This is a genomic window from Thioalkalivibrio sp. AKL7 (genome assembly GCF_000381705.1).
GTDB classification, from domain to species: Bacteria; Pseudomonadota; Gammaproteobacteria; order Ectothiorhodospirales; family Ectothiorhodospiraceae; genus Thioalkalivibrio; species Thioalkalivibrio versutus.
Genome location: NZ_KB906947.1, coordinates 19432 through 34861 on the forward strand (window position 1 = coordinate 19432; position 15430 = coordinate 34861).

Below are 15430 nucleotides of genomic sequence, written 5' to 3' on the forward strand. Positions count from 1 at the left end.
CTGGACCACGCGGGCCTTGAGGCCTTGCGCGGCATTTCCCGAATGGATCAAGGAGCCGGGTTGGTGGAGTCGCGCGAGTTGCAGCCAGGGATGGTGGTACTGCATGGCAATCACCTGGAGTCGCTGCGCACGCTGGCGGTGGAGTGGATGCGCCGTGCGCCGCTGGCACCGCTGGAGAACGAGACCATCCTGGTGCAGAGCAACGGCATGGCGCAGTGGCTGCGGCATGCCCTGGCCGCGCCGCCGGATGCCGACCCGCCGGGCTGCGGGATCGCGGCGGCGCTGGACATGCAGCTGCCGTCGCGCTTCGTGTGGTCCGCCTATCGTGCGGTCCTGGGGGCCGAGGCCGTGCCGCTGGAATCCCCCTACGCCAAGCGGCCGCTGACCTGGCGCCTGATGCGCCTGCTGCCGGAGTGCCTGGCGCAGGAGGCCTTTGCACCGCTGCGCCAGTTCCTGCAGGACGACGATCCGGGGCAGGGGGGCGACCTGCGCAAGCGTTTCCAGCTGGCCGAGCGCCTGGCGGACCTGTTCGATCAATACCAGGTGTACCGTGCTGACTGGCTGACCGACTGGGCGGCCGGACGCGACATCCTGCGCGACGCCCGCGGGCAGGAGCGCGAGCTGGCGCCCGGGCAGCGCTGGCAGGCCGAGCTGTGGCGCCTGCTGCAGGCGGATATCGGTGTCGCGCAGGAAGGCGTGAGCCGCTCCGCGGTACACGCCCGGTACATGGACGCGGTGCGCGCGCTGGAGCAGCGCCCGGCGGGCCTGCCCCGGCGGATCATCGTGTTCGGCATCTCTTCGCTTCCGGGGCAGATCCTGGAGGCGCTGGAGGGCCTGGCGCGCTTCTGCCAGGTGCTGGTCTGCGTGCACAACCCCTGCGAGCACTACTGGGCCGACATCGTCGCCGACAAGGACCTGCTGCGCGCCACGCGCCGGCGCCAGGCGCGCAAGGCGGGCATGCCCGAGGTCCTCGACGAGGTGGAGTTGCACAACCACGCCCACCCCCTGCTGGCGGCCTGGGGCAAGCAGGGACGTGACTACATCGGGCTGCTGGACGAGCACGACGATCCCGAACACTACGGCCGGGTGCTGCGCACGCTAGACTGGGAGCGCGTGGACGTCTTCGAGCCACACGGCACGCGCGGGCCGGAGGACTGCCTGCTGCACCAGCTGCAGGAGGACATCCGCGAGCTGCGCCCGCTCGCCGAGACCCGGGAGACCTGGCCCGCGGTCCCGGCGGAGGATCGTTCCATCCAGTTCCATGTCGCGCACAGCCCGCTGCGCGAGGTGGAGCTGCTGCACGACCGGCTGCTGGATCACTTCGAGCGCGATTCGTCGCTGCGCCCGCGCGATGTGATCGTGATGGTGCCGGACATCGACCAGTACGCCCCGCACATCGAGGCGGTGTTCGGCCAGCCCGAGACGGACGACCCGCGCTTTATCCCGTACACGCTGTCGGACCAGGGTCCGCGCGGCCGCGATCCGGTACTGATCGCGCTGGAGCAGTTGTTGTCGCTGCCGGAGAGCCGGATGGGCGTCAGCGAGCTGCTGGATCTGCTGGATGTTTCGGCGGTGCGCCGGCGCTTTGGCATCGCGGAGGAGGACCTGGGCCAGCTGCACCGCTGGGCCGAGGGGTCTGGCGTGCGCTGGGGGCTGGATGCCGCGCAGCGCGCCGGGCTGGGCCTGCCCGAGGGGCTGGAGCAGAACACCTGGCGCTTCGGCCTGCGACGGATGCTGCTGGGCTACGCGCTGGGCGACCAGGGTCCGTGGCAGGGCCTGGAGCCCTACGACGAGATCGGCGGGCTGAGTGCCGCGCTGCTGGGGCCGCTGGACGCCCTGATCACGGCCCTGGAGGAGGCCTGGGCGTGGCTGCGCCAGGCGCATGCGCCGGCAGACTGGGCCGTGCATCTGGGTGGGCTGCTGGAGCAGTTCTTCGCGGCCGAGACCGATGCCGAGCTGTTCACCCTGGAGCAGCTGGGCGAGGCCCTGGATCAATGGCGCGAGGACTGCGCGGCGGCCGGCCTGGAGGAGGCGCTGCCGCTGGCGGTGGTACGCGAGCAGTGGCTGGCCAGCCAGGACGATTCCGGGGTGGGTCAGCGTTTCCTCGCCGGGCAGGTGAACTTCTGCACGCTGATGCCGATGCGGGCGATCCCGTTCCAGGTGGTCTGTCTGCTGGGGATGAACGACGGTGACTACCCGCGCAGCCCGACGCCGGTGGACTTTGACCTGATGGCCAACGACTACCGCCCGGGCGATCGCTCGCGGCGCGAGGACGATCGCTACCTGTTCCTGGAGGCGCTGCTCTCCGCGCGGCGCCAGCTGCATGTGAGCTGGGTAGGGCGGCACGTGCGCGACAACGAGCCGCGCCCGCCGTCGGTGCTGGTGGGCCAGTTGCGTGATCACCTGGCGGCGGGCTGGGGGCTGGCCGGGTCGGACGAGCCGGAGGCCGGCCCGGCCCTGGTGGGCCACCTGACCACCTGGCACCCGCTGCAGCCGTTTTCGCCGGTGAATTTCCCGGTGGCGGACGCCGCCGGCGATCGGTACTTTACCTACGCGCGGGAGTGGGAGGCGGTGCACGACCCGGCGCCGGGCGCTGCGGCGGATGCCGCTGGTGGCGCCCCCGCGGCGGTTCCGTTGCTGGAGGCCGAGCGCGAGCCGCGCGCCCTGGGGCCGGAGGCATTGACGCGCTTTCTGCGCTTCCCGGTGGAGGCGTTCTTCCGCCATCGTCTGGGGGTGTTCTTCGACGAGGAGGAAGAGGCCGGCGACGACCTGGAACCCTTTGGTCTGGCCGGGCTGGAGCAGTGGCAGGTGCGTCAGCAACTGGTCGCGGCGGCACTCGAGACCACCGACGACGCGGACGCCTGGCCGAGCATCCTGGAGGCGGAGTCGGCCCGGCTGCAGCGCGCGGGCCGGCTGCCGCTGGGGGCGGCAGGCGAGCTGGAGCGCGGCGCGATGGTGGAGGAGGCCGCGCGGCTTCTGGAGCGGATCGGCGAGCGCTATGCGCTGTACCCCGAGTCGTTGCCGGCCGCGCGCCCCCTGCGTCTGGAACACGAGCACTGGGGCCTGGAGGCCGTGCCACCCGCCCTGCGCAGCGATGGGCAGGCGCGGGTATGCCTCGACTACACCGCGAGCCGCATTGGTGATGGCAAGAAGTGGCGCTTCGACAAGCTGATGGCACCCTGGGTGATGCATCTGCTGGCGAACGCCGGGGCGGGCGGCGTGGGCTCCGAACTGGTTGGACTGGACAAGCGCCTGGAGCTCCCGGGGCTGGAGCCGGGGCTGGCCGAGGAGTTGCTGGGGACGCTGCTTGAGGCCTGGGCGGCCGGCCAGGAGCGGCCGCTGCCGCTGGCCTGCGCCGCCGCCTTTGCCTGGCTCGCGGCGGAGGAGGGATCGAAGGATCCGTATGACGAGGCGCTGAAGACCCTGGCCGGGAATGACTTCGCCGCCGGCGAATGGTCGCGCAGCCCGGCGCTGGCGCGTGCCTGGCCCGACCCCGAGACCCTGCTGGACGACCCGGACTTTGCCTTCTGGCGCGACCGGATCTACCGGCCGGTGTTTTTCGTTGTGAATCAGGCGGAGGACCCCGCATGAGCGCGACCGCCCACAAGCTGGATCTGCTGGGGCTGCCCCTGCACGGCAGCCGCCTGATCGAGGCGAGTGCCGGCACCGGCAAGACCTACACCATCGCCGCGCTGTACCTGCGCCTGGTGCTGGGGCACGGCGAGCTGCCCGAGGGCACTGATGCCCTGACGCCCCCGCAGATCCTGGTGATGACCTTCACCGAGGCCGCGACCCAGGAGTTGCGCGAGCGCATCCGCGATGCGCTGGCGATTGCCGCGCGCGTGTTCCGCGCGGAGGACCCGGATGCGGTGCCGGGCGTGCAGGACATCCACAAGCAGTTGCGCCGCGAATATGCCGAGGCGGAGCGTCCGGGCGCCGCACGCCGGCTGGAGCTGGCGGCGGAGTGGATGGACGAGGCCGCGGTCTCCACCATTCACGGCTGGTGCTACCGCATGCTGCGCGAGCATGCCTTCGACAGCGGGAGCCTGTTCACCCAGGACCTGGCGAGCGACCAGCAGGAGTTGCTGGCGGACGCGGCGCGCGACTACTGGCGCCGTTTTGTCTATCCGCAACCGGCGGCGCCACTCGCGCTGCTGCGCAACGCCTTCGGTGCTGATCCCGACACGTTGCTGCAGAAGATCCGGCCGCTGGTCGGGCATCTCCCGGCCCACACGGCGGATGTGGAGCTGGAGACGCCGGAAGGCTTGGCAGCTGCATTGGGCGATCGGCTGGCGCGGCTGGAGGCCATGAAGCGGCCCTGGCGCGAGGCGTTCGCGGCGGTGGCCGCGCAGTTCGAGACGCTGCGCAACTCGGTCCTGAACAAGCAGAAGTACAGCAACCCGGAGAAGTTGCTGGGGGCCATGCGCGACTGGGCGGCGGACCCCGGCGCACTGCGGCCAGGCGGGGTCTCCGGCGACTCGCCCCTGGAGCGTTTCAGCGCGGCCGGGATGCAGGCCCGGCTGAAGGCGGGGCAGGCGCTGCCGGACGATCTGCATCCGGCCTTCGCCGCGCTGGACGATCATGCCGAGGTCTGTGTGGACGACCGCGAGCGCCTGTTGCAGGCGGCCGCGCGGCAGGTGGACGCGCGGTTTCGTCAGGCACAGCGTCAACGCGCGCAGATGGGTTTCAACGACCTGCTGACCCGGCTGCGCGACGCCCTGGACGGATCCGGCGGCGAACACCTGGCAGCGACCCTGCGCGCCCAGTTTCCGGTGGCGCTGGTCGACGAGTTCCAGGATACCGATCCGGTGCAGTATCGGATCTTCCACCGCGTCTACCGCATCGACGAGAACCCGCGCGATCTGGGCGTGCTGCTGATCGGCGACCCCAAGCAGTCGATCTATCGCTTTCGCGGAGCGGATATCCATACCTATCTCGCCGCGCGCGCGGCCACCGCCGGGAGGCACTACACGCTGGAACGCAACTTCCGGTCGACCGATGCCCTGGTGCAGGGCGTGAACCGGCTGTTCCAGCATGCCGAGGGCTGGCAGGACGGGGCCTTTCTGTTCCGCTCGGGAACGGAGAACCCCTTGCCGTTTCTGCCGGTGGACGCGAACGGGCGTGCGGAGGTCTTCGAGAACGATGGACAGGCGATGCCGGCCGTCACGCTGTGGTGCTTTGATCCGGGCGAGCCGGTGGGCAAGGGCATCTATCGCGAGCGCATGGCGCAGGCCTGCGCCAGCTACATGGTGGAACTGCTCAACGGCGGGATGGCCGGTCGCTGTGGCTTCCGCAAAGGTGAGGAATTGACCGGGGTACGGCCCCGCGACATGGCGGTGCTGGTGCGCGGGCGGGGCGAGGCGGATGCGATCCGTGCCGAGCTGCGCCGTCGGGGTGTGCGCAGTGTGTACCTGTCCGATCGCGAGTCGGTGTATGCGACCGCCGAGGCGGGAGACCTGCTGCGCTGGTTGCGGGCCTGCGCCGAGCCGACCAGTGAACGGCTGCTGCGCGCGGCGCTGGCGACCGCGACCCTGGGGCAGTCGCTGGCCGAACTGCATCGGCTGACGCTGGACGAGCTGGCGTGGGAGGTCCGCGTCGAGCAGTTCCGCGACTATCGGCGGCTGTGGCAGTCGCGCGGGGTGCTGCCGATGCTGCGCCGCCTGCTGCACGACTTCGAGGTCCCGCGCCGGCTGCGGGCCACGGCCGAGGGCGAGCGTGCCCTGACCAACCTGCTGCATCTGAGCGAGTTGTTGCAGCAGGCGGCCGCCGAGCTGGATGGCGAGCAGGCGCTGATCCGGCACCTGACGGAACATCGCGGCGGCGAAGGCGAGACCGGGGAGGAGCAGGTCCTGCGTCTGGAGAGCGACGAGGACCTGGTCAAGGTGGTTACGCTGCACAAGTCCAAGGGGCTGGAGTATCCGCTGGTGTTCCTGCCGTTCGTCTGCAATTTCCGCCAGACGGATACGGCCAAGGATGTGCCCTACCGCGACCATCCGCCGCAGGGTGGGGCGCGCTGGGTATTCCGCATGGACGGCGAGGTGTTCGAGCGCGCCGAGCGCGAGCGCCTGGCCGAGGACCTGCGCCTGTTGTATGTCGGCATGACCCGCGCGCGGCATGCCTGCTGGCTGGGGATTGCGCCGATCGTCTCCGGAAACAGCAAGACCAATCACTTCGACCGCACCGCGGCCGGATACCTGCTGGCCGGACCCGCGGGGGTGCAGGACGGCGGGTTGGAGGCCGCGCTGCGGGATGCAGCCGGCGACGCATCGGCGATTCATGTGGGCCCCCTGCCGGAGGCGAGCGCGGTGGCCGCGCAGATGGGCAGTGCCACGACCGCGACGGGGCCGGCCCGGGTGCCGCCGACGCGCCGCTTCGAGCGCTGGTGGGTGGCCAGCTACAGTGCGATTGCCGCGCATGACGAGGGGGTCGCGCCGGTGGCCCCTGACTCGGCGCGCGAGGACGTGCTGCGCGAGGGGGTGGCGGATGCGAGTCGGCCGCCGCTGGAGGCGCCGGAGCCCGAGTCGCGCGCGGCCAATGGGCTGCATGCCTTCCCGCGCGGGCCCGGGCCCGGCACCTTCCTCCACGGGCTGCTGGAGTGGGCGGCCGAGCAGGGGCTCGCCGCGCAGGCGGCAGATCCCGAACGGATGGCGCAGGAGATCGCGACACGCTGCGAGCGGCGGGGCTGGAGCGAGTGGTCGGAGACGGTCGCGGACTGGATGCAGCAGTTGCTTGCGGTCGCCTTCCCGCTGGAGGACGGCGAACATTTTAGTCTGGGCGGCCTGACCACCTATCAGCCGGAGCTGGAGTTCCTGTATCCGACGCGCAACCTGCAGGCGGGCGAGCTGGATCAGGCGGTCCGCGCGCAGATCCTGGCCGGACAGCCGCGCCCGCCGCTGGGGAACGTGACCCTGAACGGGATGCTGAAGGGATTCGTCGATCTGGTCTTCGAGCACGGCGGGCGCTATTACGTGGCCGACTACAAATCCAACTGGCTGGGGACTTCGGCGCAGGCCTACACCCCGGAACGCCTGCAGGCGGCGGTGCTGGAACACCGCTACGACCTGCAGCTGGTGCTCTACACCCTGGCACTGCATCGCCAACTGGGCGCTCGGCTGCCGGGCTACGACTATGACCAGCACATGGGCGGCGGGGTGTACCTGTTCCTGCGTGGCGTGGATGCGCCGGGGCACGGGGTGTTCCACCACTGTCCGCCGCGCGCGCTGATTGAATGGCTGGATCACCGCATGGCGGCCGGCCCGGACCGGGAGGCGACGGCATGAGCACGGTGATGCCCACGGGACCCCTGGCGTCGGCGGAGGCCGTGCTCGAGCTGCTGCGCGAGTGGGAGGAGGCCGGCTGGCTGCGCGGCGTCGACCGGGCGCTGGTGCGCTTCCTGCACGAGCAGGCCCCGGCGGCGTCGCCGCTGGCCCTGCTGCTGGCGGCGCTGGCCAGCCATCAGGTCGGGCGCGGCCATGTGTGCCTGGAACTGGACGCATTGCTGCAGGCCCCCGACGCCACGCTGGCCCTGCCGCCGGAGGGCGAGCCGGGATCAAAGCCGCCGCCGCGACCCTCGTCGGTACTGCAGGGGGTATCCGTTGCGCAGGTTGCGGCGGCCCTGCAGGACAGTGGCCTGGCCGGACCGGGCGAGGCGGGTGGAACGCCGCTGGTGTACACCGGGGGGCAGGTCTATCTGAGCCGCTACTGGGAGAGCGAGCGCCGCATCGGCCAGGCCATCCGCGCGCGCCTGGCGGACCGCGAGGCCTGGCAAGGTGCGCTGGACGCGCAGGCGGCGCGGGACTGGCTGGACCATCTGTTCGGAACGCCGGCGGAGGCTGCCACCGATCCGGACTGGCAACGCCTGGCCTGTGCCCTGGCGGCCGGTTCCGGCTTCAGTGTGATTACCGGCGGGCCGGGGACCGGCAAGACCACGACCGTGCTGCGACTGCTCGCGTTGTTGCAGGGGTTGCAAGGTCCGGACGACCCGCTGCGCATCCGCCTGGCGGCGCCGACCGGCAAGGCGGCGGCGCGCCTGAATGCCTCGGTCAGCGGGGCGCTGGATCGCCTGGGGCTGGAGGCGTTGCCGGACGGCGATGCGTTGCGCCGCAATCTGCCCGCCGAGGTGGTGACGGTGCACCGCCTGCTCGGGGCGCGCCCGGATACCCGGCACTTCCGCCACGGGGCGCGCAACCCGCTGGCGGTGGATGTGCTGGTGGTGGACGAGGCCTCGATGATCGACCTGGAGCTGATGGCGAGCCTGGTCGAGGCCGTGCCCCGCACCGCGCGCCTGATCCTGCTGGGGGATCGCGATCAGCTCGCCTCGGTGGAGGCCGGCGCGGTGCTGGGCGAGCTGTGCCATCGCGCCGGGGGCGGGCACTACACGCCGTCGACCGCGCTGTGGCTGGAGGCCGTGACCGGGATGGCCGTGTCGGCGGCCATGCAGGATGCGGCCGGTCAGGCGCTGGACCAGCACATCGTGATGCTGCGCGAGAGTCATCGCTTCGGCGCGGACAGCGGAATCGGGCGGCTGGCCGCGGCAGTGAACACGGGCGAGGCATGGAAAGGGGCGGACGGGGACGATGCCGTCCGGCAAAAGGTACTCGCGGGGCCCGAGGACCCGGCACTGGTGGATCTCGCGGTGGACGGGCGCGCGGACACGCCGGAAGGCGAGGCGGTGGGTTATGCGGGCTATCTCGAGGGCCTGCGCGCGGCGCGGCCGGCCCCGGCGGCCCCGCGCGCGGCCTGGGAGGACTGGGCGCGCGACGTGCTGGCGGCCCACGGACGGTTCCAGCTCCTGTGCGCGGTGCGCCGCGGCCCGTGGGGGCTGGAGACGCTGAACCGGCGCGTTGCCGCGGCCTTGCAGGCGCGCGGATTGCTCGCGGGGGATGCGGGACGGATGGACGGGCCCGGGGCCGGCGGACAATGGGTCGAGGGGCGCCCGGTGATCGTCACGCGCAATGACTACGCGCTGGGGCTGATCAACGGCGATATCGGGATCGCCCTGGCCATCCCGGCCTGGCTGGCGCGGGGTGAGCCGGAGGCGGGTGCGGACGCTGGAGCTGCCTCGGTGCTGCGGGTGGCGTTCTTGGCCGCCGGGGACGGCGGGCGTGTGCGCTGGGTGCTGCCCAACCGCCTGGAGGCCATCGAGACCGCGTTTGCCCTGACGGTGCACAAGGCCCAGGGGTCGGAGTTCGAGCACGTGGCCCTGGTGCTGCCGGACGCGGACAGCCCGATCCTGACCCGCGAGCTGGCCTACACCGCCATCACCCGCGCCAGCCGCTGGTTCAGTCTGCTGGAGCCGCGCGCCGGCACGCTGGTCGCGGCCAGCCAGCACCAGATCCGCCGTAGCGGCGGCCTGCGGCGGTGGCTGGGGAACGCGTCGTAGAGCGTCGTAGGGTGCGTTGAGCATCGCGAAACGCACCGTTCACGGGACAACACGCGCCCTCTTGATGCGATTCGCTGCGCTCATCGGCATCCTACGTCCGTTGCCCGTGTCCGGGGTTGGCAGCATTGTAGGATGCGATGAGCCTCGCGAATCGCATCACCTCGCCAATCGTCCGCTGTCCAGGTCCGGCTTTGGCGGGGGCTTCGCCTGCAAGCAGGCTCCCACAGAGGGCGGTGCGGCGGGCGGCTCGGGGGGGCGTTCAGGTGGTGCGGCTGCCGTAGGTGACGACGGATTCGATGCGTTGGGCGCGTTCCGCGTCGAGGCCGTCGGTCTGGGCGAGGGTGGCCGCATCGGCGTTGATGATGTCGCGCACGCTGCCGATGTCGCGCAGGAGGTCGCGGGCCTGGTCGGCCTCGACGCCGGGCAGGCCGCTGACGATGAATTCGGCGGCCTTGCGCCGGGTGTCGGGCTTGGTCGGGCGGTCAGACGGGTCCGGCTCGATCTGTGCGTTCAGCCCCAGAAGGTAGATCAGCATGCCGCTGTTGTCGGCATCGGAGCTGGGCAGGACGCTGATGCCGAGGGCGATCGTCAGGTGGGCCAGGGCGCGGTGGATGTCCAGCGCCTGCTGGTGGAAACGCGGCTCGTAGAGGTCCCCCTCCACGATGTAGACGACCTGCTGGTAGTTGGCCTTCAGCTTGGCGGCGCTCTCCCACAGGGTCTTGTCGACGACGCTGAGCACCATGTCGGTGGCGGACTTGCGCTCGACCACGACGCCGTTCGGCAGCAGGTAGTCGCCGACGTCGAGGTCGGTGAATTCCAGCTCCACTCCCTCCAGGCGTTCGATGCGCTGGATGATCTTGCCCTGCTCGCGGCGGTCTGCGCGGATCGGCAGGTGAACGTTTTCCATGGGGGGCTCCGGTTGGTTGGCAAACTCAGGGCACTCTAGGGCGTGCCGCGGGCCGCTCCAAATGGCCGGATGGCGGGCGGGGCGGCCCGGTGCACGGGTTGGCGTGCGTGGGCGCCGCACATGGCCTACAGTCGGGGAGCGTGCTCGGCGGATGGCAACCGTGGGCATGCATGGAAACAACAAAAATAGAAAAGGATGGAGTGCATATGTCGATTCAGATTGCAGTGGTGGGGCTTGGCCGGGTGGGCGGCCGCTTCCTGGAGATGTTGCTGGAGTCCGGTCTGCCCGGGATGACGATCTGCGCGGCCTCGGAGCAGGGCGAGACCGAGGGGCGCCGGCTGGCCGAGGCGAAGGGGATCCCGCTGGAGTCGGTTGCGGATCTCGTGGCGCGCGGGGATCAGGTGGATGTGATCTTCGATCTGACCGGGCAGCCGCAGGTCCGCCAGGAGCTGCGCGAGGGGATGCAGAACAGCGGGAACCGCCATACGGTGGTGGCGCCCGAGGTGATGGCGCACCTGACGTGGGCGATGCTGACGCGCGAGGCCCCGCCGGACGTGCACGGCAGTACGGGGTACTGATCCAGCGCCGCGTCGCTGGGTTCGATGGCGGCACGAACGGCTGGATTCGGTCACGAAAGGCCGCCTTCGGGCGGCCTTTTTGTTGCTGGCTGGCGCGCAGGCGTTGAGCAGTGAGGCGAAACGACACGCGGAATGATTGCTTGCTGGTTCGAGCGGATGGTGGGTGTGTCGCCTTCCCCGTGTCCGGGACGGCGGGGTGGTGTGGGGGCCCCGCTTCAGACCAGGCGTGTCTCCAGGCAGTCGGCGAGGGCGAGTGGCGCCATGGCCCTTGAATGAATCCAGCCCTGGTAGAGGTCGCAGCCGATCGTCCGGAGGAAGTCGCGCTGCGCCTCCGTCTCCACGCCCTCGGCCACCAGGGTCAGGCCCAGGCTGTGGCCGAGGTGGACGATGGAGCGCAGGATCATGTCGGATTCCGGGTCCTGGCCGATGTCGGCGATGAACGAGCGATCGATCTTGAGCTTGTCGATCGGCAGCGATTTCAGGTAGGCGAGGGAGGAATAGCCGGTGCCGAAATCATCCAGTGCGACCCGGATGCCCAGGGCCTTTAGTCCGCGCAGCTGATCGCGGGTCAATGCGACGTCCGCCATGGCCACGGTTTCGGTGACCTCGATTTCGAGGTGCTCGGGTGGGGCGCCGGTGGCCCGGAGAGCCCTGCCCAGATGGTCCACCAGGTCATGCCGGCGGAACTGAATGGCGGAGATGTTGATCGCGACGCGGAGGTCGAGTCCCGCGCGGGACCACTGGGCGAGCTGCTCGCAGGCCGTGCGGATGACCCAGTCGCCCAGCGGCAGGATCAGTCCGTTGGCCTCGGCGCTGGCGATAAAGCGTGCCGGAGCAACCGGTCCGAGCTCGGTGTCCGTCCAGCGTGCCAGGGCCTCGACGCCGATGATGCGGTTCGAGGCGACATCGAGCAGGGGCTGGTAGTGCAGCTCGAGTTCGTGGTTCTCCAGCGCCTGCTGGAGGCGCTGCTGCAGGCGCTGTTCCTCATGCACCTGGGCGTCCAGGTGCTGTGAGAAGAAGGCATAGGTGTTGCGTCCGGAGTGCTTGGCCTCATACATCGCCATGTCGGCGTAACGCACCAGGGTGCATTCGTCGCGGGCATCGCGCGGGAACAGGGCGATACCGACGCTCCCGGTGGAGGCGAGGTTGCGCGCGTGTTCGGTCTGGAACGGGCTGTCGAAGATGCCGAGGATGCGCTGGGCGACCTGGCCGATGGCCTGTTCGTCCTCGACGTTGGTCAGCAGGATCATGAACTCGTCGCCGCCGAAACGCCCGATGGTCGCCTCCTGGTCCAGGGCGCCCTGAAGTCGGGCGGCCACGGCCTTCAGCAGCTGGTCGCCCTCGTGATGGCCGAAGGTGTCGTTGACCATCTTGAAGTTGTCGAGATCCAGCAGCATGACGGCGATCGGGTGGCCGTGACGTTCGGCCTGGGCGATCCCCTGCGTCAGGCGGTCGTGCAGGAGCCAGCGGTTGGGTAGTTCGGTCAGGCTGTCGTGGGTGGCCTGGTGCTGGATCCGCGCCTCGCGGCGCTGGCGGTCGGTGATGTCGCGGATGAACGCGGTGATGCGGCGGCCTTCGCTGTCGTCGAAAGCATTCAGGCTGATGTCCAGCGGGAACTCGGTGCCGTCGATGCGGCACCCGCGCAGGTGGGGCACCTGCCCCATGGTGCGGCGGTTGATGGTGTGGGCATGTGTTCGCCGGTGCATGCGGTGGCGTTCGCGCAGGCGCTCGGGGACCAGCCGCTCCACCGGTTGCCCGATCAATTGCTGGCGTGGATATCCGAACAGACGTTCGATGTTGCGATTGGCCATCACGATACGGCCGTCCATGTCGGTGACCAGCACGCCGTCGGGGGCCGTCTCCACCAGTTGCTGGTAACGCTGCTCGCGCATCTCGATATCGCGGTGGGCCTGGTGCAGGCGCTGGAGGGGCGAGCGTACGCTTTCCAGGAACAGGCCCTGGTAGATCAGGAGATACGCCGCGAGCTTGTAGATATGGCCGAGTACAAACGGGGTGTCCGTCAGGTCTTCGTAGAACATGAAGAACAGCCCGCTGCCGATGCTGATGACCAGGGCGGCGGCGACCAGGGGCATGCCCGGACGTTGCAGCAGCTCACGGCGCAGGGCGAGCAGGGCCAGGGTGACCAGGTGCAGGCTGATCACCAGCGCCAGCCCCACCTTGATGGGCGTGAGCCCGCTGACCGGGTCGAACAGGGGCGGGATGATCTCCGCATGCCAAAGTCCGATCCACGCCAGCAAGGCGACTAGCAGGAGACTCCCGATCAGGTAGACATGGCGTGGTGGACCGTCGCTTTGCGAGACCATGGGCAGGGCCACGTAGGCGAGCAACGCCGCCGCCGCGACCAGGCGCGCGGCCAGCCAGAACAACAAGGTCTGTTGTGGCGAGTTCGGGGTGATGAAATCCGGCATGGCCGGATAGGTCATCAGGTGCAGGAAATCAAGCAACGCGACCGCCAGGAAGGCGCACGCCAGCAGCAGAGAAGCGGCCACGCGGCGGCGGTCGATTACGTGGTAGCCCACCGCAAACACCAGTACGGCCACAACCACCGCGAACAACTCCGCGCCCGTGTGGAAGGCGGTCAGGTGTTCGCTGGGCAGGATGCGGGGCAGCTCCGCCCCGAGCATCCAGATCGCCAGCGGTAACAGCAATAGCGCCAGCAGAACGCCGGAGGCGAGGGCAATATGTTGCCGCAGGTACCGATCGGATGGGGAAGTCATCTGGGGAGCTTTCCCTTTCAGCGATGTCTTGCCCAGAACTGCCGGGCGAGGCCTTGCAGTCCGGTTGCGAGCTGCGCGACCTCGCGGGCGGCGGTGTCGCTTTGATCGGCCCGGTTCGCGGTGGTGTCGGCGGCGCTGCGGATCGAGTCGACCCCCCGGCGGATCTCTTCCCCGGCGGTCCCCTGTTGTTCCACGGCGGCCGCAATCCGGGTGCTCATGTCGCGGATCTGTCCGACGCCCGAGGTGATGTTTTCGAGTGCCGCCGCCGCCTGCCGGGCCTGTTCGACGCTGGTTTCGGCCTGCGTGCGGCTTTGCTCCATGGAGGCCACCGCAGCCCGCGCGCGATCCTGGAGACGCTCGATCATCTGCTGGATTTCGGCGGTGGAATCCTGTGTTCGACTGGCCAGTGTGCGCACCTCGTCCGCCACCACGGCGAAGCCTCGCCCCTGTTCGCCGGCGCGTGCGGCCTCGATCGCCGCGTTCAGGGCGAGCAGGTTGGTCTGCTCGGCGATGCCGCGGATCACGTCCAGAACGCTGCTGATGTCCTGGCTGTGGCGTTCCAGTTCGGCCATCACACCCGATCCATCGCGAATATGCTGTCCCAGGTTTTCGATAGCCTGCGTGCTTTCGGCCACGACGCCGCTTCCGGCACCGGCTTCGCGGTCGGTCCGGTCGGCTGCATCGGCCGCACCCTGGGCGCTGCGGGCGACCTCCTGCACGCTGTTCACCATCTGCTGGGTGGCGCTCGCCACCTGCTCGGTCTCGGTCTGTTGATGGTTGCAGGCTTGCCGGCTGTCACCGACCGCAGTGACCAGGGCGTCGGCGGTCCGGGTAAGGCGTTCGGCCGCGTTCCCCATGCGCCCGACGACCGAGCCTGCCTCTGCCTCCAGCATCTGCATCGCGAACAGGATCTCGCCGGCCTCGTCGGTACGCCCGGTGTAGATGTACTGGCTGACCGGGTTGTTGGCAATGCGGCGGGCGTGGGCCACCGCGCGGCAAAGCGGCGTCAGACTGGTCCAGACGAGCAGGCCGGCGACCAGCAGGGTGGTCAGGGTGAAGACCAGTGCGGAGCCCCAGGTGATGCCGGTCAGGGCGAGGCTGGCAATCAGGCCCAGCAGCACGCCACCGGCCACCGAGGCGACGGCCCGGGTCTTGATGCCAATGCGTGGCAGACGCAGCGACAGGGGCATGCGCCCCTCGAGCAGGGCGGTGTAGACGGATTCGGCCTTTTCCACCAGCTCGCGTTGCGGCTTGGTGCGGACGGATTGGTATTCGACCGTTTGACCGTCCTCGGTCACCGGTGTGACGTACGCGCTGACCCAGTAATGGTCGCCGTTCTTGCAGCGGTTCTTGACCATTCCCATCCAGGATCGTCCGCCTTGAACGGTCTGCCAGAGGTCCTCGAATGCGGCAGGGGGCATGTCCGGGTGACGAACCACGTTGTGATTCTTGCCCAGCAGCTCTTCTTCCTCGAAGCCGCTGATGTCGATGAACTCTGGGTTGACGTAGCTGATGGCCCCCTTGAGGTTGGTGGTGGAGAGGATATTGGCACTCTCCGGGTAGTCCACCTCGATCCCGGTGACAGGCAGGTTGCGTTTCATTTTGTTCCCCTGATGGCCGATCGTTGTTGTTTGGGGTCGCGTCGGCCTGACCGATGCTGCGTTGGCATCGGTTTTTTTGAGATGAAGCTAGCGGATATTCCCGCACAAAACAAATATATATCCGATGGGGTATGGAGCGGTGTCTTTTCATTGACAAAAGGCGTATAGTGCCCGGATCGAACGCCCCGCCCGTCAGCGTCCGTTCATTTGATCCAGAGCCTTCC

Annotated in this window: 7 protein-coding genes; 4 read left to right on the plus strand and 3 right to left on the minus strand. The window is 69.5% G+C overall.

Going from position 1 to position 15430, the window contains the following annotated elements:
- Positions 1-90 precede the first annotated feature (90 nt).
- From recC to recD, 3 genes are read left to right on the plus strand one after another with little or no spacing between them, the layout of a single operon-like run.
- Positions 91-3591: an exodeoxyribonuclease V subunit gamma gene (gene recC, locus G315_RS0100115; RefSeq protein ID WP_038034583.1), complete on the plus strand. Its 3501-nt coding sequence runs from the start codon at positions 91-93 to the stop codon at positions 3589-3591.
- The gene (gene recB, locus G315_RS0100120; RefSeq protein ID WP_019611630.1) at positions 3588-7280 is read left to right on the plus strand and encodes an exodeoxyribonuclease V subunit beta; all 3693 of its coding nucleotides are present in this window, start codon (positions 3588-3590) and stop codon (positions 7278-7280) included. Before recC ends, recB begins: the two co-directional genes overlap by 4 nt.
- Positions 7277-9382: an exodeoxyribonuclease V subunit alpha gene (gene recD, locus G315_RS0100125; RefSeq protein WP_019611631.1), complete on the plus strand. Its 2106-nt coding sequence runs from the start codon at positions 7277-7279 to the stop codon at positions 9380-9382. Before recB ends, recD begins: the two co-directional genes overlap by 4 nt.
- Before the next feature lie 259 nt (positions 9383-9641).
- On the opposite strand, the gene G315_RS0100130 is transcribed toward recD, so the two are convergent.
- Positions 9642-10289 carry an ERCC4 domain-containing protein gene (locus G315_RS0100130; protein ID WP_018169567.1) on the minus strand — a complete coding sequence of 216 codons (648 nt, stop codon included), beginning with the start codon at positions 10287-10289 and terminating at the stop codon, positions 9642-9644.
- 206 nt (positions 10290-10495) lie between these two features.
- On the opposite strand from G315_RS0100130, the gene G315_RS0100135 reads away from it, so the two are divergent.
- On the plus strand, positions 10496-10867 hold the full coding sequence (locus G315_RS0100135) for a hypothetical protein (protein ID WP_018145893.1): 372 nt from the start codon (positions 10496-10498) through the stop codon (positions 10865-10867).
- A 215-nt stretch (positions 10868-11082) separates the two neighbouring features.
- On the opposite strand, the gene G315_RS0100140 is transcribed toward G315_RS0100135, so the two are convergent.
- Together G315_RS0100140 and G315_RS0100145 are read right to left on the minus strand one after the other, a co-directional pair.
- On the minus strand, positions 11083-13605 hold the full coding sequence (locus G315_RS0100140) for an EAL domain-containing protein (protein ID WP_019611632.1): 2523 nt from the start codon (positions 13603-13605) through the stop codon (positions 11083-11085).
- Positions 13606-13622: 17 nt separating this feature from the next.
- Positions 13623-15206, minus strand: a complete 1584-nt coding sequence (locus G315_RS0100145; RefSeq protein WP_018176928.1) for a PAS domain-containing methyl-accepting chemotaxis protein — start codon at positions 15204-15206, stop codon at positions 13623-13625.
- Between the last annotated feature and the right edge of the window lie 224 nt (positions 15207-15430).

Coding starts and splice junctions, on each gene's coding strand:
- recC (WP_038034583.1), top strand. CDS start 91: ATGGTGGTACTGCATGGCAATCACCTGGAGTCGCTGCGCACGCTGGCG.
- G315_RS0100135 (WP_018145893.1), top strand. CDS start 10,496: ATGTCGATTCAGATTGCAGTGGTGGGGCTTGGCCGGGTGGGCGGCCGC.
- G315_RS0100140 (WP_019611632.1), bottom strand. CDS start 13,605: ATGACTTCCCCATCCGATCGGTACCTGCGGCAACATATTGCCCTCGCC.
- recB (WP_019611630.1), top strand. CDS start 3,588: ATGAGCGCGACCGCCCACAAGCTGGATCTGCTGGGGCTGCCCCTGCAC.
- G315_RS0100145 (WP_018176928.1), bottom strand. CDS start 15,206: ATGAAACGCAACCTGCCTGTCACCGGGATCGAGGTGGACTACCCGGAG.
- recD (WP_019611631.1), top strand. CDS start 7,277: ATGAGCACGGTGATGCCCACGGGACCCCTGGCGTCGGCGGAGGCCGTG.
- G315_RS0100130 (WP_018169567.1), bottom strand. CDS start 10,289: ATGGAAAACGTTCACCTGCCGATCCGCGCAGACCGCCGCGAGCAGGGC.